Here is a 23,148-nt window from a genome sequence, read left to right on the forward strand (position 1 = left end):
AAATTATTTACTTGTGACAGAAGCTTTTTATTATAAAAAATTAGGACAAGGAGGAGAAAAATGAAAAATTCTAATAAAAAGCTTACTGCTAGAATAATGTCTTTTGTTCTTATATTTGCATTAGTTGTAAATATATTTCCGCAAATAGCTTCTGCAGAAGCTTATAATCCCAAAACAGATTATGAAAATATGGAGCTAAGATTTTGGGAAGACAAAGAGCCAGATATTGGATTTTATATTAATGCAGCATCAAGATATATAATAGAAACAGTCCCTGAACCTAAAATGGGTTCTACCTTTGGAGAATGGTCTGTTATGGATTTGCTGCGAGGAATGTATACAGGTTATGACTATATAAACCATATTCCCAATAATTATTTTGAAGACTATTTAAAACGAATCGAAGAATATGTTAGAGATAAAAAAGGTAATCTGGATCGTTCTAAATCCACTGAGTGGTCTCGTCTTATACTTACTCTTACATCATTAGGCTATGATATTACAGATGTAGCAAGTTATGATTTTATTGAAAGATTGTCTAAATCACATAGCTTTTCTCTTAGACAAGGAATCAATGGACCAATCTGGGAAATAATAGCTATGAATACAGGAGGATACAAATTTTATGAGCAACCTGATAATAAGGATGTAAATACTTTTGGAAAAATGATTAATTTTATATTGGAAAAAGAGATTACCCAAGAAAATGGAAAAGTTGGAGGATGGTCTCTCTTTGGCAAATTCCCAGATGTTGATATTACAGGTATGGCTTTACAAGCATTAGCCCCTTATTACTTAGATGAAAATAAATATAATGAGGTTCGTGAAGAAGATTCACCATCCTATGAAGAATTTGCAAAAGCAGTGGAAAGAGGTATTTATACCCTTTCAGAATTGCAAATAGATAATGGTGGATATAATGCTTGGGGAAATGTTAACGCTGAAAGTACTGTACAAGTTATTGTTGCGCTTACAGCTCTTAATATAGACCCACTATCAGAAGAAGTAAATTTACCTCATATAGGTAAAAAATGTGGTTTTATTAAATCAGGATCTGTAAGAGATGGAGTATATACTGATAATATGATAGATGCTTTACTAACTTTCTGGGCTAAGGGAAGTGGTTCATCACCAGAAGTAGGAGGATTTAAACATGTAACAACAGGATATGATGGTGGCGGTGGCTCAGGTACAGGCGTTAATGCTATGGCAACAGACCAAGCTCTTTATGGACTAATTGCTTATGATCGTTATAAAAAAGGTGAAAAACCCTTATATGACATGACAGATATGAAAAATGGTGAATATAGACATATGCTTTCTGATGAATATAGAGAATCCAAAGCTTATAATATAAACTATGTACTAGAGGAAGAAACTAGAACAGAAAAAATGTCTCCATATGCAGCAATAGAGCTTCCGGAAGGAACTTCTACTGAAGAAAAGATATTTAAAAATTGGAACACAAAGGCTGATGGAAGCGGAACTACCTATAAGGCGGGAGAACTTTTATCAATGCCTGAACACGAAATTACTTTATATGCTCAATATAGAAATAAAGGAGAATTTCCAGCAATAAAAGAGATTAAACCAGTAAATGATATATTAGTAGACATAGGTACAACAGAGGAAGAAGCAAAAGAACAACTGTCAAAAGCAACAAAGATTATAGATTTTGAAAATGAAGAACATGAGGTAGGATTAACATGGAATATAGAAAATTATAATGGGAACGAAATAGGAAATTATATAGCTATTGGAACTTTTGAACTTCCACAAGGGGTGAAACAAACAGACCCACCTACAGAATTAAAAGTTGAAACTATAGTTAAGGTATCAAAACAAATTCCAGAATCTGAACTAGAATTTGATAAGGACACCAATACAATAACAGGATATAAAGGAAAAGATAGGGACGTGGTTATACCAAAAGAAATTGATGGTGTGCCTGTTTGGACAATAGGAGAAGGGGCTTTTAAGGAGAAAAACTTAAATACTATTTATATTCCAAATAGTGTAATGGCTATAGGAAGAGAAGCTTTTGCAGGAAATGAATTAGTTGAAGTAAACATTCCAAATAGTACTATGTATATAAAAAGCGGTGCCTTTAGAGATAATAAATTAAGTAAAATAAATATTTCAAAAAATGTATTAAAGATAGAAAGTAACGCTTTTAGAAATAATAAATTAATAGAAGTAAATATTCCTACAGGAATAGTGAATATTGGCCATAGTGCTTTTAGAGAGAATCAATTGTCTAAAGTGAATATTCCAGATAGTGTATTAGAATTAGGAGATTATGTTTTTAGTCAAAATAAATTAATTGAAGCAAATATTCCTAAAGGTATAAATAAAGTAGGAAGTGGTTTGTTTTATGAAAATCAGTTAGCGACTATTGATATCCCTAATGGTATAATAGATGTTGGAGCCAGTGCTTTTGCTGAAAATCACTTAACTGAAGTAGATATTCCAGATAGTGTAGTATCTATTGGGAATGATGCTTTTTCATCAAATGAATTAAAAACATTAAAGATATCAGAAAAAGCTACAGATATCGGAGAGAATGCTTTTAAAGATAATAAATTAAGTGAAGTATATATTCCAAATAGTGTGAAAAACATTAAGGACAATGCATTTGCTAACAATAATATTTTAAAAGGAAATGCAAGAATTAATAACAATAAAGTAAATGTAAATATAAAAGAAAATGCCTTTGATTATAATGGAGAAGATGGAAAGACAAAAATTACTCCAGTATTTTTAAGAGATGAAGTGGAAAATCTAGCTATTAATAAAGTAGAAATTTTAAAAGGAAATAGTATAATAGCTGAAGGAGAAATAAATGGAAATGAGATTATAATACAATTACCAAAAGGATTCCCGGAAAGCGAAGTTGAAAAGATAGACCTTGGATCTTATACTTTAAAAATTCTTGCTACAGAAGAAGCAAATATAAAACAAGAAAATGGTGCTAGTGGTGATTGGTCAACTGGAAAAATTAATACAGTAGGAATAGATAGCCCGACAAGATTTACTATTGAAAAATATGGCTTAGAGAAAGAATATATATTAACAATAAAAGCACCAGAAGTAGAAATTGTTACAATAACAGGTGTTGAGCAAATAGAAGATGTGGAAGTAAATTTTGGAACAAGCAAAGAAGAAGTAATAGAAAAATTACCAACAAAAATTACATTAAACTTAAGCAATGGAACTAAAGAAGAAGTAGATGTAACTTGGACAAGTGAAGAGTATGATGAGAATAAAGTAGGAGAATATACATTTATAGGAAGTTATGATTTACCAGAAGGAGTAACAGGAGAAAAACTAGAAGTAAGTGTTAAAATAATAGTAAAAGAAGAACCAGTACCAGAAGTAGATAAGGCAAAACTAGAAGAAATAATAAATCTGGCTGAAAAGATAGATACAGATGGAAAGGCAGAAGAAGATATAAAAGCTTTAGAAGAAGCAATATTAGCAGGAAAAGAGATTCTTGCTAAAGAAGAAGTAACACAAGAAGAAGTAGATAATGCAGTAAAGGCGATAAAAACAGCAATATCTAATTTGGAAGATAAAGAAGAACCAGTACCAGAAGTAGACAAATCAAAACTAGAAGAAATACTAAACTCAGCTGAAAGTCTAGAGATAGAAGATAAGACAGAAAAGAGTGTGAAAGCTCTAGAAGAAGCAATAGCAATAGGAAAAGAAATCTTTGTTAAAGAAGAAGTAACACAAGAAGAAGTAGACAGTGCAGTAGAGGCAATAAAAACAGCAATATCTAACTTAGAAGATAAAGAAGAACCAAAACCAGAAGTAGATAAAACAAGATTAGAAGAAATACTAAATTCAGCTGAAAAGATAAATATAGAAGGGAAAACAGAAGAAAGCATAAAAGCTTTGAATAAAGCAATATTAGCAGGAAAAGAGGTTCTTAATAAAGAAGGAGTAACACAGGAAGAGATAGATAGTGCAGTAGAAGCAATTAAATATGCAATAAATAGTTTGAAAGATAAAGAAGAACCTATTAAACCAACTGAGCCAACTGAACCACAAAAACCAAATGACAATGACTCAGAAAAACCAATTAAACCGACTAAGCCACAAAAACCAAATAAACCAGGAACAATAGATAAAGTAGATAATAAACCAACTAAACCAAATGTAGAAGATAAACCAGCTAAAACATCACTTCCTAAAACAGGACAATCCTCTATGCTGTGGCTAAGTATTTTAGGAATAATCCTATTAGTAGTTGGAGCTAAACTATGGATAGATAAAAGAAAAGAAAAAGAAGCATAAAGTTATTAAGGATAAGAGCTTTTAAGAGTTCTTATCCTTTTTATATTGTTGAAAATAGCTATATAGAAAATTAAAATTAGTTTGCCTTGAAAAATAAAATATGCTATACTTTAATAAGAATACATTGTTATAGTATTTTTTACAATTTAACTTTATATCAAGGAAGTCTCAATTTATTCTAAATTGAGAAGGATATGTAGATTATCCTCAGGGAATCAGGTGAAAATCCTGAACAGATGCGCTACCGTGAAATTCAGTCGGGAACCTGCTCTTTGATGATAGAAAACAAGCCTCGCAAATAGGTTTTGTTTTGAGTAAAGTTCTACAGCATATATAGAGCTTCTATCTTAGGTTTTTGGAATAAAAACCTCTAGGATAGAAGCTCTTTTATTTTTGTTATTTAAATTATATTAAAATAAGGCAGGGGTTTGATTCATGAAAAATATTTATGAAAAATTTAAAAAAATAATATCTGATAAACCAAAACTTTTTAGATATTTTACTTCACTAATTCTAATAATCTTCTCTATAAGCTATATGGGGAATGTTTTGAACAATCAAGATGTGTTAGACCCTGAAAATCCTATTAAAGGATTTGCAGAAAATAACTCTCAAGTTGCATTAGCAAGCCAAGACGAGCCTTTAGTAGAAATAGAGGAAATTAACGATGAAAATGCAGAAAAGGAAACAGAAGATAAAAATACTCAAGATAATAAAAAAGGTGCTGAAAATAATGAAAACGAAGGTGATAATGAAGAGGGTGATGGTGAAAGCGATGAAAACAACCCAGAGTCTTCAAATGTTGAAATATTAAATCCTGAAGATGCTAATAAAAATAATGATAAATCCAAGATAAATGAATATTTTACAACTAGCATTATACATAATGAAATAGTTACTGAAAAAGAGTATTCTTTTATAATTAAGCAGAAAAACCCTAATCTTAAAGTTAAAAAGACAGAGATCTTCTTAAATGATATCTTAGTTCCAGAATTTAAAGGAACTGTTATTTTAGATGAGGGCAAAAACTCAATTAAGGTTAAAGTAACATATGAAGATGTTGATGGTAAAATTTTCTCAGTGTCTAAAACTTATTCAGTCCATCTTAATACAGAAGATATTATTATATATTCTAGTCTAAACGAAGAAATGAAAGTTACAAAAGACAAATTATCTTTTACAGCATGGGCTAAAAAGGGAGAAAAGACTCTACCTATAGATGTTAAATTAAATGAACAGAAAGTAAAAGGTGAGAATGGAAATCGCTATAATGTAACTCTAAATGAAGGGGAAAATAAAGTTATTGTATCTGCTTCAGATGATTCCGGAAATACTGAAGAGAAAAGTTTTTTTATAATTTATGAAAAAAAAGATACTAAGCTTAGAATAATTACAAACCTAAAAGAACAACATGTTACAACTGATGAGATTAAGTTTAATGCAATAGCAAAATTTGGCGAAGACAAAGCTAAATTAACTGTTAAAATCAATGGCACTCCCATATTTGGTGATGATAAAGGGAATTACACAGCTGATTTAATAGAAGGGGGAAATTATATACTTTTAGTGGCTGAATATGGCGATGAGACCCTTATTGAAGAATATCGTATCCAATATGAAGTATTGCCACCAGGTGGAGAAGATGATGATTGGGAAGATCCTAATAATCCTAAAATAGAGACTAACTTAAAAGATGGAATCACTGTTAAATCATCAATATACGATATATATGTAATAGCTAGGGATCATAAAGGTAATAGGATAAATCCAAGTCAAATGCGGGTTATGTGTAATGGTGAACAAGTAGGTATCCATTGGGAAGATGGAGTTCAGACTAGTTATAAACTGCCTATAAGAAATGGTGGAAATACAATTATGATAAGCGCATATGACTCTGAAGGGAAAATAACTATAGAGGAGTTCCATATTAAAGGTATTGTAAAAGATAAAGGGGAAGTAACTGGTCACGCCACAATTAGTATTGAAGCTACAACTATAGGTTTAGGATACATTGTACCGCCAACTAAGGTTGAAATACGTGAAGGAAAACCTGCTTCTACTGTAATTGATAAGTTATTAAAAGAAAAAGGATTTGAATATGAAAGCCAAGGGAAAATAGATAATGCTTTTTATTTAGCTCATCTTATTAAACCTGGGTTGGTATCTAATCCTGTGATTCCAGAAGATTTAGCTGAGCTTGTAGAAGCGGAAGCAGATCGTTTTAACCCTGATGATTATAATCAGGACAGTTTAGGAGAGTTTGATTTCTCAAATGGTTCTGGTTGGATGTACAGTGTTAATGGTCACTATCCAAATTATGGTTTTTCAGATTGTTATTTATTAGATGGAGATGTAATGAGGATAAGATTTACACTATTCTATGGAAGAGATATTGGAGGCTCTGGAGGTTTAGGAGGTAGTGGAAGCAACTGGCATAAAGAATGGTAATTGAAAGATAGAGAGGTAGCTGAATATGGAAAAGAATGTGTTGAAGATGAAATATAAAATTATATCTGTTCTATTATCAATAGTAATATTGATGACTGGATTTTCACATATATCCTATGGAGAATCGATTCATAAGAATTATAGTGAAGAAGAGATATTGGAAATAATTGAAGGGATTATAAACTGGAAAAAATCATCTACAGGTGTAACTAAAGAAGGTTCGCTATTAAATAACAAATTTTTAGAAGATGCAGGGGATACCATAGGAGATTGGTATCCTATTGGCATTGGACGAATAGGATATATAGATGATTATGAAGCTTATTTAGCTGTAATTGAAGACAAAGTTAGTCAGCGTTATTTAGAGGAAGATAAGCTAAGTGGGAATAAATCTACTGAATGGCATAGGATATCCTTAGCTATCCTATCCATGGGTGGGGATCCCACAAATATAGGGAAAGATGCAAAAGGAAAGCCTATAAATCTTATTGCAGATGGTACTTATAATAGAGAAAAATCTTTAGGGGCCCAAGGTATTAATGGATGGACCTGGGGATTAATAGCCCTTGATAGCATGAGATATATTACTCCAGAAGATGCCTCTTATACTAGGGATGATATAATTACAGAAATTATGAAATTGCAATTAGCCGATGGAGGTTTTTCTCTTCAAGATGAGGAAGCTGATCCAGATATAACAGCTATGGTATTACAGGCTTTTGCACCTTATTATAATAGTGAACAAAAATATACTTATACTCAGAAAAAAACAAATAAAAAGGTAACTAAAACAGTACGTCAAGTAGTAGATGAGGCATTAGAGACTTTATCAAGTCTTCAATTAGATGATGGAGATTTTGAAAGTTGGGGTGCGGAAAATTCTGAAAGTACAGCCCAAGTATTGGTGGCTCTTTGTGCTCTTGGAAAAGATCCTATTAATGATGCAAGATTTATAAAGAATGGTAATACATTATTAGATGGATTAATGAAATATAGGATGGAAGATGGAGGATTTATACATTCAAAAGTTTATGATTCAGAAAATCCTACATCTAAACCAGATGAATCCAATTCTATGGCCAGTGAGCAGGCACTATATTCCCTTGTAGCTTTATCCAGATATAAGGGCGGTTATAGAAGTCTTTATGATTTTCGTCCTGAAATGGATGAAAATATAAAATCACAAATTAATTCTGTGCAAGAATCTATCGATAGTATTCCAGCTTCAGTGTCATCTAAAGATGCAAGCAAGGTAAAACATATTTTTTCTGAATATTTAAAGATACCTATTTCTGAAAGATCTTATGTTTATAATTATTATAAATTATCAGATGCTATGGAATCTCTTAAGATAGACAATACTTCTGAACCAATAGCTGCTAATATAGGAGTAAATGAGAAGGGAAATGGTGCAATTACCCCTATATTTGATGGAAGTGAAGCTCTTTCTTCTGGCGTTTTATTTACAGAAGAAGATGTTAATAAAGTTAAGAATTTGCCCGAAAAGTTGACTACAGAGCATTATGTAGAAGTAGTAAAATTAATTAAAAAATTAGAGAGAGCAAAAAATAAGGATGAATATATCAATCTATTAGATGATTTGAATGTAAAAAAGAAAGAAATTGAAAAAATAAAAGAGGAAATAGAATTATTAAACAATGAAATATTGGACAAGTTATATCCTTTTGACAAGCTTTCCATAAAAGATAAGAAAAATGTAGATGAAATAGTATCTAGATTTAATAAGCTTAGTAACTATGATCAAAAAAAGGTTCTTCGTTATGAGGATGTAATAAAGTCTAAGACTCAAGTAGATAATTTAATTCGTGCTCGAATTATAACTATAGTTATAGTTATTATAATTTGTATTGGTATGTTTTTCATTGTACGTAGAATGAAAAAACGTAAAAGAGAAAAAATGAAACAAAAAATGTTATTAATAGATGATGAGGAATTTGAAGAATTTAGTGATGAGGAGGAGTAGAACTTGAAAAAAGATTTATTAGTTTTAGCTTTTATAATCCTACTCATAGCTATAGTAGCTTCAGGTACGAAGATTCAATCTGTTGATGAATATTATTTGACCCATATAGATGAAATAACTGAAGACTCAGAAACGGTTACCATAAGTATTCGTTGTGATACTATTTTAGACAATTGGGACAAGTTATCTCCTCAATTAAGATCTGAAAAGTATGTTCCAAAAGATGGAGTTATATTAGAAGAAACAGAATATGTATTGCGTCCAGGAGATACTGTATTTGATATTTTAGATAGGGCTGTTCGTCACAATAGAATACATATGGAATTCCAAGGTGCAGACAAGAATTCTTACAACAGTGTTTATATACAGGGAATAAATTTTTTATATGAATTTTCTTGTGGACCATTAAGTGGATGGATGTATTCTGTAAATGGTAAATTTCCTGATTATGGGGTTAGTAAATATGTTTTAAAAGATGGAGATGTTATTGAATTTAACTATACTTGTGATTTAGGACGAGATTTAGGCTACGAATTCAAGTAAAAATTAAAAATAAGATAAGGTGATAAAAATGAAAAGTTTTTCTTCGTTCCATCCAACTGTTTTATTTTTATATTATTTATCGGTTATATTTATCAGCATGTTTACAATGAATCCAGTGATTTTAGGATGTTCATTAATTGGGAGTATACTTTTTTTCTCAATGATGAATTCCCCTAAAGTAGTGTTGAAGGATATAGGATATTATTTATTAGTTTTTATTCTTATAGCTATTACAAATCCTATATTTAGCCATAATGGTGAAACAATACTTTTTTTTCTTAATGATAATCCAGTAACCTTAGAAGCGATTATTTATGGAATAGCTATTGCTACTATGCTAGTTGCAGTTATATTTTGGAGTAAATCCTATAGTGAAATAATGACCTCAGATAAATTTGTATATCTATTTGGTAGGACAATTCCTAAATTATCTTTAGTTCTTTCTATGGCTTTACGCTTTATACCTATGCTTAAACTGCAAATAAAAAAGGTAAATCAAGTTCAAAAAACCCTTGGATTATACACTACAGATAGTATAACAGATAGGATTTTAAGTGGAATAAGAGTTTTAAATAGTGTATTGACTTGGTCCTTAGAGAATGCTATAAATCGAGGAGATTCAATGAGGGCTAGGGGTTATGGTTTGAAAGGAAGAACAAACTTTTCACTATTTAAATTTTATAAAAGAGATGGCATGTTATTAATTGCTATTATTTTAATTTTAGTAACTGCAATTTTAGGTTTTGTCTTCAATATATTTGATTTCTATTATTATCCAGCAGTTTCATCATTAGAAATAACTGGGGTTGGAATTTTAGAATATATGTTTGTTTTTATACTAATGATTATACCTTTTATTATTGAAGTAAAGGAGAATATACAATGGAAATTATTAAGGTCAAAGATCTAGATTTTACATATCCTGAGCAAAAGACAAGAGCTTTAAAGGACGTATCATTTTCCATTGAACCAGGTGAGTTTATAGTGATTTGCGGAGAGTCGGGTTCTGGGAAAACAACTCTTTTAAAATTACTAAAAAGAGAGCTTGCACCACATGGAAATAAGACTGGTAGCATTTTTTACAAAGGAACAGAGCTAGAAGAGCTGGATGATAGAACGGCAGCAAGTGAAATTGGATATGTGATGCAAAATCCAGAAAATCAAATAGTAACAGATAAAGTTTGGCATGAATTAGCATTTGGGTTAGAAAACATGGGAGTTCCTACCCCTGTTATTCGCAGAAGGGTTGGTGAAATGGCTAACTTTTTTGGTATCCATCAGTGGTTTAGAAAAAAAACTACAGAACTTTCAGGTGGTCAGAAACAACTTTTAAATTTAGCTTCGATTATGGCAATGCAACCAGAACTTCTTATTTTGGATGAACCTACTTCACAATTAGATCCTATAGCGGCTTCTGATTTTATTACTACTTTGCAAAAATTGAATAGGGATTTAGGACTAACCATTATATTAGTAGAGCATCGTCTAGAAGAAGTTATACCTATTGCAGATAAAGTAATGATAATGGAAAATGGAAGTATGATCCTATATGATAAGCCTGAATACATAGGGCAAAAGCTGAAGGAAATCGACAAAAATCATAAAATGCTATTAGCTCTACCTAGCGCTGTTAGAATTTTTAATGGGTTAGATTCTGAAGGGAAAAGTCCATTAACTGTTCGTGATGGTAGAGAATTTTTATCTAATAATTATAAAAATCATATAAATGTTTTGGAAAGACCTTTAAAAGAAGATGAGAATAGGGATGAAAATATATTGGAATTAAAGAATATCTGGTTTCGATATGAAAGGGATTTACCAGATATATTAACTGGCGTTAATTTCCAGGCAAAAAAAGGAGAAATTATTAGTATTTTAGGTGGAAATGGTTCTGGAAAGACTACATTGTTAAGTGTCATGGCTGGGCAGCACAGACCTTATAGAGGCAAAATTTCAATTAGGGGCAAAAGAATAAGGGACTATAAAGGTAAAGATTTATATAGGCATAATATAGCATTGTTGCCCCAGGATCCACAGACTGTTTTTTTGAAATCTAATGTTCGAGAAGATTACAAAGAAATAGGAAAAGTAATGGGGTATACGAAAGAAGAAATTAAAAACAATACAGAAGAGATTGCAGAAATGTTGTCTATTCAAAAATTATTAGATAAACATCCTTATGACTTAAGCGGAGGAGAACAACAGAAAGTAGCACTAGGAAAAATACTTTTGCTAGAACCAAAGATTCTTCTATTAGATGAACCAACAAAAGGTATAGATGCATTTTCTAAAAGTGTTTTACACGACATTTTAATAAATTTAAAAAGACAAGGGGTAACTATTATAATGGTTACTCATGATGTAGAATTTGCGGCTATAGTTTCTGATAGTTGTGGATTATTTTTTGATGGAGAAATTATTTCTATGGGGACACCAGTTGACTTTTTTTCTGATAATAATTTCTATACAACAGCTGCTAATCGTATATCTAGACATATGTACAATAATGCTATAACTTGTGAAGATGTTATTGAGATATGCAAATTAAATGGAGTGAAAGAAATTCATGCGAAATAAAAAAATAAACTATTTTATTATAATGATACTAATTCCACTATCAATTGCCTTAGGAGTAATTTTATTTAAAGATAGAAAGTATAATCTTATTTCTATTATAATAGCTTTTTTATCATGTTTACCTATTTTCTTTTCCTTTGAAAAAGGGAAAACAAGCACAAGAAAAATGACGATTTTATCAGTGATGGTAGCAATTTCTGTAGCAGGTCGTTTTGTTTTTGCAGCCATTCCAGGGTTTAAACCTGTTACAGCAATTGTAGTTATTACTGCTATTTACTTTGGCTCTGAGGCAGGATTTTTAACTGGTTCACTATCTGCAATTATTTCAAATATATACTTTGGACAAGGACCTTGGACCCCTTTCCAAATGTTCTCGTGGGGAATGCTTGGACTCATAGCCGGGTTACCATTCATGCGAAAATTGCTGTTGAAAAATAAAATTATATTAGCTATTTATGGGGTTTTTGCAGGTGTAATATATTCTTTAATGATGGATGTATGGACTGTACTTGCCATGGATGGTGTTTTTAATGCAAGACGTTATCTTGCAGCAGTAACTACTGCTCTTCCTGTTATGGCTATTTATGCAGTATCCAATGTGGTTTTCCTAATGCTTGCAATAAAGCCCTTTGGTGAGAAGCTAGAGAGAATAAAAACTAAGTATGGAATTTAAAACAAAATAATGAATACATGTTTATTTTATAGAAAGGGAGGAAATATGCAATGCTAAATAAATCTCAAGAGGTTATAGAAGAAGTAAAAAAGGTAATTGTAGGTAAAGATGAAATTGTAAAGAAGGTATTTATGGCTATATTGGCAAAGGGACATATTTTGCTTGAAGATATACCGGGAGTAGGCAAAACAACTTTAGCACTTGCTTTTAGTCAGGTTATGGGACTAGATTTTAACAGGATCCAATTTACTCCAGATGTTGTAGCTTCAGATATTGTAGGATTTACAATATATGATAAAGAAAAAGAAAAATTTGTATATAAACCAGGGGCAGTTATGTGTAATTTACTTTTAGGAGATGAAATCAATCGTACTTCTAGTAGGACACAGGCTGCACTATTAGAAGTTATGGAGGAAGGAACTGTAACTGTAGATGGTGTTACTTATGATGTTCCCAATCCTTTTATAGTTATTGCCACTCAAAACCCTATTGGTTCATATGGAACTCAAGTTTTACCACAGTCTCAATTAGACCGTTTTATGTTGAAGCTAAGTATTGGATATCCTGATTTTGAAAGCCAAGTAGAGATTTTAAGAGAGCGTCAGTCTGAACAACCTTTGGACAATGTTAAACAAGTTATTACAAAAGAAGAATTATTGAAAATGCAAGAAGAAGTTAATAATATTTATGTATCAGATCCTATTTTAGAATATATTACTTATTTAACTGAGGCGACTAGGAATCATCCTCTTATACTACAAGGTATTAGTCCAAGAGGTGCTTTAACTGTGAGTAGAATAGCAAAAGCTAATGCTTTCGTTTCAGGTAGAGACTATGTAGTACCGGAAGATATAATAGACGTTTTTATAGATACTTGTAGCCATAGAATTATATTAGAACATAAATCTAAAATAGCAAACAATACTGCTAAAGATATATTGAAAGAAATTTTAGAAAAAATAGAGACACCAGATATTCAAAAGAAGGCAAGGGCTTAGCAAATTATTATATATAGGAGGCAAGTATGTTAAAATCAAGAATTGAAGGTTTAATTTGGTTTATCCTAATATCTTTTGCATATATATACTCTGATTCTTATTTTGCCTTATTTTTGTTTATTATGTCTGTAGTTATACTTTTGTTTTTAGGTATTAGTACAAAAATTGTAAAGAATAAGGTGGAAATATCTTTAAAAGTACCTGATACAATTAATAAAGATACTTTAGGAGATTGTTATTTAGAAGCAAAAAATACTAGTTTTTTACCAATATCAAAAGTAAAATGTAGACTATCTTTTAAGAATTTAATGACTGGAGAAGAAGGCAAAGAAGAAGTGTATTTTTCAATAAATGGAAAGGCTAATGAAAATATTCACTGGCATATAAGAAGTGAATTTTGTGGGGATATAGAAGTAAAAGTAGAAGAAGTAGTATATTATGATTATCTTGGAGTTTTTTCCACATCAAATAATATATTATCTCATAATAATATAATTGTACTGCCAGATATGTTTTATATTAATATAGAACTTTTAGAAAGTACAGTTGAAAACTCAGAAAGTATTTTTTACTCAATATCCCAAAAAGGTACTGACAGTAGTGAAATCTTTGGTATAAAAGAATATACACCAGAAGATAATTTAAAAAATATTCACTGGAAGTTAACCAGTAAATTTGATGAATTAATTGTAAAAGAGTTAAGCACACCAATTGATAATTCTATTTTAGTATTACTGGAGACTTCTACACCTGTTGGTAAAGGTAGAGAACTACCAAAAACTTTAGATGCAATGATAGAGACTTTTGTTTCCTTATCAAAATCTTTATTAGAAAATGATCGTATCCATTCAGTAGGATGGTTTGATCCTGAAGTAGAAGGACTTTTAATAGCTGAAATCTATACAGTTGATGATTTATCTAATCTGTTGAGAGGTTTATTAAAGATAGAAAGAAAAGAAAATCAATATTCTTGTATGGATTACTATATTAATATGGAAAAAGATAGTGTGTTTTCACATATTGTTTATATTACATCAGAGTACTCTGAAGGGGTTGTAAAAGAGTTGGCAAATGAATCTCAATTAACTGTTTTACAATGTGAAGATACACAAAAGAGAGAAAAAGTTACGGAAGATACTTCTGTATTTACTTTTACTCCAGAAAGTATGGAAGAAGATTTACGCCAACTTATGATATAAGAGGTGTTTAATAATGGATAATAATATTCGAGATCTATCAATAGAAAATAAAATACAAGTTTCATTTAAGAAAACAGAGAATAGTAGGAAAGAAAAAACATTACAAACTTTAGGAGATATTTTTGTTTCAGGTCTTTTACATCTTGCTTTTATTTTTACTTTGATATCCATGTTTAAAATACAAGGATTGTCTGCAATGACTATATTTTTAGGTTCAATACTTATTTTTGCACTAAGCTGTTTTTTTGATAATATCAAAGGAATTTGGAAGATATTAATTATTATTGCACTGTTCATAATGATAATTTCAGGTAATGTATATATAAAAAATGGATTACTTCTAACAATAAATCAGGCTATAAGTGTTATAGGAAAAAACACAGGTCTTTTTATAAAAGAATATAAGATAACAATAGGACCTGAAATGTACAAAATTTCTATTAATTATTTTTGGAGCATGTTTTCTTTGATTATAGCTTTTGTTTGTTTCATGACTGTGAGAAATAGGAGTAATTTATTTTTATGGATTTTTGTTACTCCTATATTTTTATTAGAAACCTGGTCGGGAATAACCCCGGGATTTTTTCACAATTTAATATTATTTTTAGCTAGTATTTTATTAGTAAACAATTCCTTTATAAAAGGTTCTAATGAGAATAAATTATTTGGTAGAAGCAAAGATAGCATTATTCTATATACGGCTTTCATAATTTTATCGTTATTTATAGTATTTTCTTTTGGATTAAATAAATTTAAGCCAGCTTCGAGCTATTCAAAGAACTCTATTGCAAAAGATATAAAAAACACTGTAGCAGATAAAATAGAGGATTTTCGATATGAAAAAAAGAAAACCAATACCTTTACTCAAGGAAACTTTAGAAAACTAGAAAAGTTAGAGCTATTGGATATTCCAGCTTTAAAAATTACTATGGACAAGCCAACTTCTCTTTATTTAAGAGGATATGTTGGTTCTAAATATACTAGTGAAAGCTGGACAGACTTAGATGATAATATATATTACGATTCTTATGGACTTTTTTATTGGCTCAACAAATCTGAATTTAGTGGATTTAGTCAGCTAAGCACAGTAAATAATTTGGTAAAAGGTTCAAAAAATAAAGATGAAAAGACTAATATTACAATTAATAATATAAATGCAAATAGTAAATATTTGTATATACCTTATGAATCGGATATAGAATTAGATAGTTTTAAAAATATAAAAACATTTGCTGATAGCAAAGTAATGTCTACATCTTTTTGGGGAAACAGGTTTTATAAGTATAAGGCAAATACAAATTTAGTAAAAAAATATCCTGAAATAGCAAGTAATCTATATGACTTGAAGAACAAACCAGAAGTAAAAGAATATCTTAAACATGAAAGCCATTATAATGAATTTATTTATGAAAACTATACAAAAATTCCAAGGGATATAGAATCTTTAATGGAGAATCAGCTAGGTGAAGTCTCAGAAACAGAAGATACTCATATGCCATATGAAAAAGCAATAGAAATTGTAAAGTCTTATTTAGATGAAAATATAGTTTATACAGTAGAACCAAAATCAGCACCAAAAGGAAAAGATTTTTTGAGATATTTTTTAGAAGAAAGTAGGGAAGGATATGCGACACATTATGCAACAGCTGCAACTGCAATGTTTAGATATTTAGGCATTCCTTCACGATATGTAGAGGGCTACCTTATTACTCCTAAAGATGTAAAAAATGTTTCTGATTCTAAACCCATTGTTATAAAAGGGACAAATGCCCATGCTTGGACGGAAATATATATTGATGAAATAGGTTGGATACCTATTGAAGTAACTCCACCTTATTACGATGTTATGGAACAGACAGATACTTCCGAATATCCTGGTGGAGCCAATTTAGAGAAAGATAAGGAGACCAATTCATCTGGTAACTCTTCACAAGGAAAGCAACAGATAGTTGATGATGAACAAGAGCCGAATAACAATCCAAACAATAAACCTAGTCGAAAATTGACTACATTAGAAAAAGTTATATTTACTATTGGTTTAATAATATTGTTAACTATTTTAATTTATATTGTTTATGTAATTAGAAAGAGGAAAGAACTTAAAGAAATGAAAAAAGGTTTTGAAGATCCAAATTATAAATTAGCTATACCTAGGATATTTAGTTATTCTATGTCTCTAATACATTATGGGGGACTTTCCAAAAGAGGTGGTTCTACTTATGGATATCTAAAAGACATAGAGAAGAATTATTCTAAAAAACATGCAAAAATATTTGAGAAGGCAATAAAAATTAACCAAGAAGCAGTTTTTAGTAATCATGAAATATCAGAAGAACAATATAACTACATGATAAGATTTATGGATCAAATACTTTATGATATTGTAGAGTCAAAAAATATTTTACAACGTATGAAGATGAAATTCTGGGATTTTATATACTAAAATATTTGATATAATATAATTGGAATTTAAATTGTAAGGAGATATAGAATATGAAAAGAACAGTATTAATCACAGGATCATCTAGAGGAATTGGAAGAGCTACAGCAAAAAAATTTGCTATAGAAGGTTATAATGTAATAATTAACTATTATAAAAGCAAGGACAAAGCATATTCACTATTGGAAGAAGTACTTTCTTTTGGAGCTAATGCAATTGTAGTACAAGCAGATGTTTCTGATAGAAAACAAGTTGAAGAGATGTTTAAAAAAAGTTATGAAAAATTTGGAAACATTGACGTTTTAGTTAATAATGCAGGTATAGCTGATATGACTTTGTTTACTGATGTTACAGAAGAACAATGGCAAAGAATGTTTGATGTAAATGTAAATGGGATGTTTAATTGTTGCCAATGTGTTCTTCCTAAAATGATTAGTGAAAAGTCAGGAAGAATTATTAATATTGCATCAATTTGGGGCCTAGTTGGAGCTTCTTGTGAAGCTCATTATTCAGCTACAAAGGGGGCAATTATAAGCTTTACTAAAGCTTTAGCTAAAGAACTGGGGCCTTCTAATATATTAGTTAATGCTATTGCACCTGGTGCAGTAGATACAGATATGATTGGAGGAATTAGTGAAGAAATTCGTGAAGTGCTTAAGGAAGAAACCCCTCTTGGAGTAATTGCAAAACCAGAAGAAATTGCAGATGTGATATATCTTTTATCAACAGAAGAAACTAAACTAATAACAGGTCAGGTAATCAATCCAAGTGGTGGGTTTGTAATAGTGTAGAAAATTATATTTTATTTTGGTGTATAGTGCTTGACTTTTTAAACAAGAACATGGTAACATATATATTATTTAATTTTGCACATACTAAATAAAAGTATACAATTTACTTAAGTTCAAAGAATGCTGAAATGTTTTTCAGCAGGATAATATATACTGTTATCTTTCTGGAATCAGGTGAAAATCCTGAGCAGATGCGCTACTGTGAGATTATAAGAAACATAATCAAGTCGGGAACAGATTCTTTGATAAACGGAAAACTAACCTCGCATATAAGGAATAGTTTCAAGTAAAGTTCTACAGCATATATAGAGCTTCTGTTATGAGTATTTAATTACTTATAACAGAAGCTTTTTTATTATAAAAATTAGGAGGAGATTGGAAATGAAAGTTAGAAAGCTTTTATTTTAATAAATTACTAAAAATGATATAAAAGGAGATGTGACTTTATATGAAAAAAAGAAGGATTATGGCAAGCTTTTTAGCATTATTAATAAGTATTTCATCTTTTTTTAATATTGGATTTGCTCAAACGGATCTAAATACAAATGTAGATGAAAAAGGGGAAAAACAAGATAATTTTGGGTTTAATTCATATATAGGAGATCCAGCTTTATCCTATGTTCCAGATGATTGGGAGAATGATATTTGGCTTACGTCTACTTATAAAAAAGGAAATGCTGATCATATAAAGATGAAGATTGGAGAAGTAGACAGTGTTTATCCTTGGAGGATACCACAAGGCATTGTTAATTATATAAATAATGATGTGGAAAGACCAAATTTTAATTTTGAAATTTTACAAGGTGATAGTGTAGAGCTGTTATCAAATTCTACTACTGATACTGTTGATATAAAGGCTGTGAAAAAAGGAGATACAGTTATTAAAGTAACTTATGATGAATTTACTCACAGTAAAGGAAAGTATTTTCCACCTTCTTCTAAAGTAAATACTAAATATATAGTTTATAGTGTAGGGGCAGAACAAAATATAGACATAAAAACAGATATAGAAACAAATATTGCTAAAACTATTTATTTTGTTGATTCTAAAACTACTCCTTATACTTTTGAAGTTAATGCACCAGGTGCTACTAAATTAATAGTCACTATAAATGGAAAGAAAGTTAGTGATTCGTCAGATAATAAATATACAGTAGACTTAGAAAATCGTCAAAATATAATAGGAATTATAGCAATAGATGATAAAGGTAAGGTTTCGACCCATTATGAAATGATAGAAGCAAGACTTATAGAGTTAGAAACAAAAAACTTAACTCGCAGTGATTTAGATGAAATATATGATGGACAAGATGTAGGTATTTCTTTCAAGGGAATTAAATTGCCAGTACCTAAAATAGCTACCTATTATAATCCTTTTATGAATTCAATATGGTCTCAACAGGGAGAGGAAGCACCATATGTAGAATATGTTGTTAATAATGACATAGGAAAAGTTAGAAGTCATGGTGGTCAATATGATTTAGCTACAAACAATCAAATAAAGATAGAAAATATAAAAGCTGGTAAACATACTTTTTCTAATGGAAAAATTTATGAAGGCTGGTGGGGTGTTGAATTAGGTGATCATAATAAAAGAGAGACTCCTGATTGGGCTGGAGGAGGTATTGCACCTTCCAATGAAATAAAGCCAAGATGTGAATTACCTGAATTTGTTATAGAGGTTAAAGAAAAAAATGATAAAATAGAATCTCCTTTGGTTGATTTTAGATTAGAGACTAAGGAAGTTCGTTTAGCTTTAGGAAGCACTTTTCAGTTAAAACCAATTTTTAAATTTGGAGAGAATACACCTGAAGATGTGAAGAAAAAATATAAAGATGTAAAATATTCATCCCATTTATTTAAATTAGATAATTCTGGTGAAATAATTGAGGATGAAAATGGATATTGGCTAACTGTCAATGAAGAAGGATTAGTTAAAGTAAATCAAAATATGCCAAAGGAAAGCAGTCCAATAAATAAAAATGGTGTAGCAATAAAGGCTCAAACTATAGATGGCAAAACTTTTATTTGCACTGTAAGAATAAAAAAAGATGGAGAACCAGAGCCAAAAATAGAAATAGAGAAAACAAAATTAGAAGAAGTAATAAATAAAGCTAAAAAAGTAGAAATAGAAGGTAAAACAGAAAAAAGTGTAAAAGCTTTAAAAGAAGCTATATCAGAAGGTGAAAAGGTAATTAAAAAAGAAGAAATAACACAAGAAGAAGTAGATAAAGCAGTAAAGGTAATAGAAGCAGCAATAAATAATCTAGAAGATAAAGAAGATCCAGGAGAACCAGAACCAAAACCAGAAATAGATAAGACTAAGTTAAAAGAAACAATAAACAAAGCTGAAAAAATAGACATAAAAGATAAAACAGAAGAAAGTATAAAGGCCTTAAATGAAACAATATCAAGAGGAAAAGAAATACTTGAAAAGAAAGAGGCGACTCAAGAGGAAGTAAATAATGCAGTTAAGGAAATAGAGATAGCAATATCTAATCTAAAAGATAAAGAAGAACCAGAGCCAGAAATAGATAAAACAGGATTAGAAGCAGCAATAAGTAAAGCTGAAAAGCTAGAGGTAGAAGATAAGACAGTAGAAAGTATAAAAGATTTGAATGATGCAATATCAAAAGGAAAAGAAATCTTTGAAAGTAAAACATCAACCCAAGAAGAAGTAAATAAAACTTTAGAATTATTGAAAGCAGCAATAAATGGTCTAAAAGTAAAACCAACAGATCCAAAAGAACCAACGAATCCAGTAGAACCAAAAGATCCTAAAGATAAAAATGATGATAAAAAGCTAGGAGTGCCAACTAAACCACAAAAACCAAATAAACCAAATAAACCAGAAACAATAAATAAACCGAACAATGAGATAGCTGAACCTAATATGCAAAACAAATCAGCTAAAACATTACTTCCTAGGACAGGACAATCTTCTATGATGTGGATAAGTATTTTAGGAGTTACTTTATTAGCGATAGGAATATGGATAAATAAGAGAAAACAGAAAGAAATATAAATTTTATTAAAAGGATAGGAGTTACTTAAAGCTCCTATCCTTTTAGTTATATATAAAAGAATAAATTTCATTGGAAATATTAAGGCAAAAAGCTACAAATTATTTGCCTTTTAAATTAAGATATGGTATTATTAATTCAAATAAGTATATTTTACTTGGCAGTATATGCCAAAGTTTAACAATATAACTTAAACTCAAAGAAAGCTGAATGTTTTTTCAGCAGGATAACATATGCTGTTATCTTTCTGGAATCAGGTGAAAATCCTGAGCAGATGCGCTACCGTGAGATTATAAAAATATATAATCAAGTCGGGAACAGATTCTTTGATAAACGGAAAACTGACCTCGCATAATAGGTATAGTTTCAAGTAAAGTTCTACAGCATATATAGAGCTTCTGTTATGAGTATTTAATTACTTGTAATAGAAGCTCTTTTTGTTTATTAGAAAATTGTATTTTATATCTTGTTAAAAGGAAGGAGATCGTATGGAAACAACTACAAAAATAATAGAACGCATTTGTCCAAACTGTAATGAAACTTTCAAGATAAAAGTATATGATAATTTAAATATTACTTCAAATGTAGAAATGAAATCAAAAGTTTTAAATGGAAGTATATTTGATTTCAAATGTCCTAATTGTGGAATTTTATTTAGAAGTATATATTCCATAGTTTATAAAGATATGGAGAAAAAATATATTATATTTTTAAATATGAAAAACAAAAATTATGATAAAAAAATAAAAAAAACAGAAGAATTATATCCTGAGTATAAGATTAGAATCGTTTCAGATATGATGGACCTTATTGAAAAGATATATATATTTGAGGTTAAATTAAATGATAAAATTATAACTTATCTTGGATATAAAATATATGAAGATATGACAAGAAAGCTTTTGGATATGAAATCTCCTATAAAAATAAGCAAAGTTTTATTTGATTCTTTTAATCCTTCAAAAAATCAAGTTAATTTCGGAGCATTGAATAATGTCAAAAAACGTATATTTATTTCAGCTACATACACAGATTATAAAACACTTCAAAACTCTCCAAAGTATATCCAATGTTTTAAAGAAAACCCAGGTGAATATGAAATTGATCAAAACTGGGCAAAAAGAATTTGAAAAATTCTAATGTCCAGTCGAGATAAAATTTATAATGAAAGGAGTGAGTACAAGCCTATAGGGTGGACCACATCCTAACTAAAACAGGGGAGAACTTATTTTGGTTAGGATTGACAAAACCAATAATTAAAAGGGAGGAAAAATTATGGAGATTAAAAGAAATGGGAAAAAAGTAGTTGCTTTATTGTGTAGCCTAATCATGATTTTTGCATTTGCAGTTCCAAATTTTGCAGCAAATTCTAGTACTACAAAAACGGTATATGTAGATGTAGAAAAGAACATCACTGGGCAAAATGTTATTCAAGAGCCAGTAAAGGTGGTATTAGATGAAAATAAAACAATTGCAGATGCTACTAAAGAAGCAGTAGGGGCTAATAGGGTTAGAATTAGAAGTACTCAATACGGAAACTATATTGAAGCGTTTAAGGACGATACGTCTAATTTTGAGTATCCGTTTAAAGCAATATTGTCAGAACTTACAGATGGTATTGTATTTAGAACAGATATTCCAAACCAACCTATTGTAAATGAAGAAGGATGGTTAGCAGAGAAAGAATATAATGGTATTTCAGGATGGATGTTCACTGTAGATAATACTATGGTTGATGCTAATAATGTTTATTATACAGGTGATACTAAATTGTCTGATCTACCAGATAACGCAGTAACACGTTGGGAATATTCTATGGCTGTAGGATGTGACATAGGCTTAGAAGGATATTTGCCAAATGGCACACTAAATGAATGGGGATACTATAATTGGAATACAGAACCAACACCACCTTTCTTCAATACTAGAGTAGATAAAAGTGAATTAATTCGAAAGATGGCAGATCATGAGAATAAAAATAGTGCTGAATACCTTGAAGCAATGAAAGTTTTAAGGGATTTAACAACTGAAGAATATACTCAAGCTGATGTAGATGAAATTGCAGATTCTCTTTAGGAAGTAAGAATATTTAGTTATTGGATTCTTAAGAATTGAAGAGAGAAAATTCTCTCTTTAATTCTATTAATTTTTATATTAAAGGAGAGAAAAATTA

At 30.0% G+C, this 23,148-nt stretch carries 14 protein-coding genes and 1 riboswitch; all 14 genes read left to right on the top strand.

The genetic code is table 11. From position 1 onward, the window contains the following. Nucleotides 1-60: 60 nt before the first annotated feature. The 14 genes from FYJ27_RS02270 (at nt 61) to FYJ27_RS02335 (ending at nt 23,051) form a co-directional block, all read left to right on the top strand. On the top strand, nt 61-4,299 hold the full coding sequence (locus tag FYJ27_RS02270) for a leucine-rich repeat protein (protein WP_154482504.1): 4,239 nt from the start codon (nt 61-63) through the stop codon (nt 4,297-4,299). A gap of 435 nt (nt 4,300-4,734) precedes the next feature. Next, complete coding sequence (locus tag FYJ27_RS02275) at nt 4,735-6,747, top strand: DUF4430 domain-containing protein (protein WP_154482507.1); 2,013 nt, start codon at nt 4,735-4,737, stop codon at nt 6,745-6,747. Between the two features lie 25 nt (nt 6,748-6,772). Continuing rightward, nucleotides 6,773-8,731: a prenyltransferase/squalene oxidase repeat-containing protein gene (locus FYJ27_RS02280; protein ID WP_154482510.1), complete on the top strand. Its 1,959-nt coding sequence runs from the start codon at nt 6,773-6,775 to the stop codon at nt 8,729-8,731. A gap of 3 nt (nt 8,732-8,734) precedes the next feature. Continuing rightward, nucleotides 8,735-9,274 (top strand): DUF4430 domain-containing protein, encoded by a 540-nt coding sequence (locus FYJ27_RS02285; protein WP_154482513.1) that lies wholly within the window; start codon nt 8,735-8,737, stop codon nt 9,272-9,274. A 28-nt stretch (nt 9,275-9,302) separates the two neighbouring features. Next, the gene (locus tag FYJ27_RS02290) at nt 9,303-10,184 is read left to right on the top strand and encodes an energy-coupling factor transporter transmembrane component T (RefSeq protein WP_154482516.1); all 882 of its coding nucleotides are present in this window, start codon (nt 9,303-9,305) and stop codon (nt 10,182-10,184) included. After that, nucleotides 10,157-11,851, top strand: coding sequence for an ABC transporter ATP-binding protein (locus FYJ27_RS02295; RefSeq protein ID WP_154482519.1), 1,695 nt, complete (start codon nt 10,157-10,159; stop codon nt 11,849-11,851). The genes FYJ27_RS02290 and FYJ27_RS02295 overlap by 28 nt, the downstream gene beginning before the upstream one ends. Then, on the top strand, nt 11,841-12,524 hold the full coding sequence (locus FYJ27_RS02300) for an ECF transporter S component (protein ID WP_154482522.1): 684 nt from the start codon (nt 11,841-11,843) through the stop codon (nt 12,522-12,524). Before FYJ27_RS02295 ends, FYJ27_RS02300 begins: the two co-directional genes overlap by 11 nt. 50 nt (nt 12,525-12,574) lie before the next feature. Next, nucleotides 12,575-13,522 carry an AAA family ATPase gene (locus FYJ27_RS02305; RefSeq protein ID WP_154482525.1) on the top strand — a complete coding sequence of 316 codons (948 nt, stop codon included), beginning with the start codon at nt 12,575-12,577 and terminating at the stop codon, nt 13,520-13,522. A 26-nt stretch (nt 13,523-13,548) separates the two neighbouring features. Further along, entirely contained in the window at nt 13,549-14,721 is a 1,173-nt protein-coding gene (locus FYJ27_RS02310; protein WP_154482528.1) for a DUF58 domain-containing protein, read from the top strand. Nucleotides 14,722-14,734: 13 nt separating this feature from the next. Continuing rightward, nucleotides 14,735-17,164 (top strand): transglutaminase-like domain-containing protein, encoded by a 2,430-nt coding sequence (locus FYJ27_RS02315; RefSeq protein ID WP_154482531.1) that lies wholly within the window; start codon nt 14,735-14,737, stop codon nt 17,162-17,164. 50 nt (nt 17,165-17,214) lie between these two features. Then, complete coding sequence (gene ymfI, locus FYJ27_RS02320; protein ID WP_154482534.1) at nt 17,215-17,952, top strand: elongation factor P 5-aminopentanone reductase; 738 nt, start codon at nt 17,215-17,217, stop codon at nt 17,950-17,952. A gap of 101 nt (nt 17,953-18,053) precedes the next feature. Further along, nucleotides 18,054-18,209: riboswitch (cobalamin riboswitch) on the top strand. Nucleotides 18,210-18,400: 191 nt separating this feature from the next. Further along, nucleotides 18,401-20,977, top strand: a complete 2,577-nt coding sequence (locus FYJ27_RS02325; RefSeq protein ID WP_154482536.1) for an LPXTG cell wall anchor domain-containing protein — start codon at nt 18,401-18,403, stop codon at nt 20,975-20,977. 486 nt (nt 20,978-21,463) lie between these two features. Next, nucleotides 21,464-22,105, top strand: a complete 642-nt coding sequence (locus tag FYJ27_RS02330; RefSeq protein WP_154482538.1) for a CpXC domain-containing protein — start codon at nt 21,464-21,466, stop codon at nt 22,103-22,105. A gap of 145 nt (nt 22,106-22,250) precedes the next feature. Beyond that, nucleotides 22,251-23,051: a hypothetical protein gene (locus FYJ27_RS02335; RefSeq protein WP_154482541.1), complete on the top strand. Its 801-nt coding sequence runs from the start codon at nt 22,251-22,253 to the stop codon at nt 23,049-23,051. Nucleotides 23,052-23,148 lie beyond the last annotated feature (97 nt).

The sequence above is a fragment of the Anaerosalibacter bizertensis genome (assembly GCF_009696605.1).
Taxonomy (GTDB): domain Bacteria; phylum Bacillota; class Clostridia; order Tissierellales; family Sporanaerobacteraceae; genus Anaerosalibacter; species Anaerosalibacter bizertensis.

What these genes read in the sequence shown, in the direction of transcription:
- FYJ27_RS02290 (WP_154482516.1), top strand. Translation starts at nt 9,303, where the DNA reads ATGAAAAGTTTTTCTTCGTTCCATCCAACTGTTTTATTTTTATATTAT.
- FYJ27_RS02295 (WP_154482519.1), top strand. Translation starts at nt 10,157, where the DNA reads ATGGAAATTATTAAGGTCAAAGATCTAGATTTTACATATCCTGAGCAA.
- FYJ27_RS02315 (WP_154482531.1), top strand. Translation starts at nt 14,735, where the DNA reads ATGGATAATAATATTCGAGATCTATCAATAGAAAATAAAATACAAGTT.
- FYJ27_RS02335 (WP_154482541.1), top strand. Translation starts at nt 22,251, where the DNA reads ATGGAGATTAAAAGAAATGGGAAAAAAGTAGTTGCTTTATTGTGTAGC.
- FYJ27_RS02270 (WP_154482504.1), top strand. Translation starts at nt 61, where the DNA reads ATGAAAAATTCTAATAAAAAGCTTACTGCTAGAATAATGTCTTTTGTT.
- FYJ27_RS02275 (WP_154482507.1), top strand. Translation starts at nt 4,735, where the DNA reads ATGAAAAATATTTATGAAAAATTTAAAAAAATAATATCTGATAAACCA.
- FYJ27_RS02330 (WP_154482538.1), top strand. Translation starts at nt 21,464, where the DNA reads ATGGAAACAACTACAAAAATAATAGAACGCATTTGTCCAAACTGTAAT.
- FYJ27_RS02300 (WP_154482522.1), top strand. Translation starts at nt 11,841, where the DNA reads ATGCGAAATAAAAAAATAAACTATTTTATTATAATGATACTAATTCCA.
- ymfI (WP_154482534.1), top strand. Translation starts at nt 17,215, where the DNA reads ATGAAAAGAACAGTATTAATCACAGGATCATCTAGAGGAATTGGAAGA.
- FYJ27_RS02310 (WP_154482528.1), top strand. Translation starts at nt 13,549, where the DNA reads ATGTTAAAATCAAGAATTGAAGGTTTAATTTGGTTTATCCTAATATCT.
- FYJ27_RS02280 (WP_154482510.1), top strand. Translation starts at nt 6,773, where the DNA reads ATGGAAAAGAATGTGTTGAAGATGAAATATAAAATTATATCTGTTCTA.
- FYJ27_RS02305 (WP_154482525.1), top strand. Translation starts at nt 12,575, where the DNA reads ATGCTAAATAAATCTCAAGAGGTTATAGAAGAAGTAAAAAAGGTAATT.
- FYJ27_RS02325 (WP_154482536.1), top strand. Translation starts at nt 18,401, where the DNA reads ATGAAAAAAAGAAGGATTATGGCAAGCTTTTTAGCATTATTAATAAGT.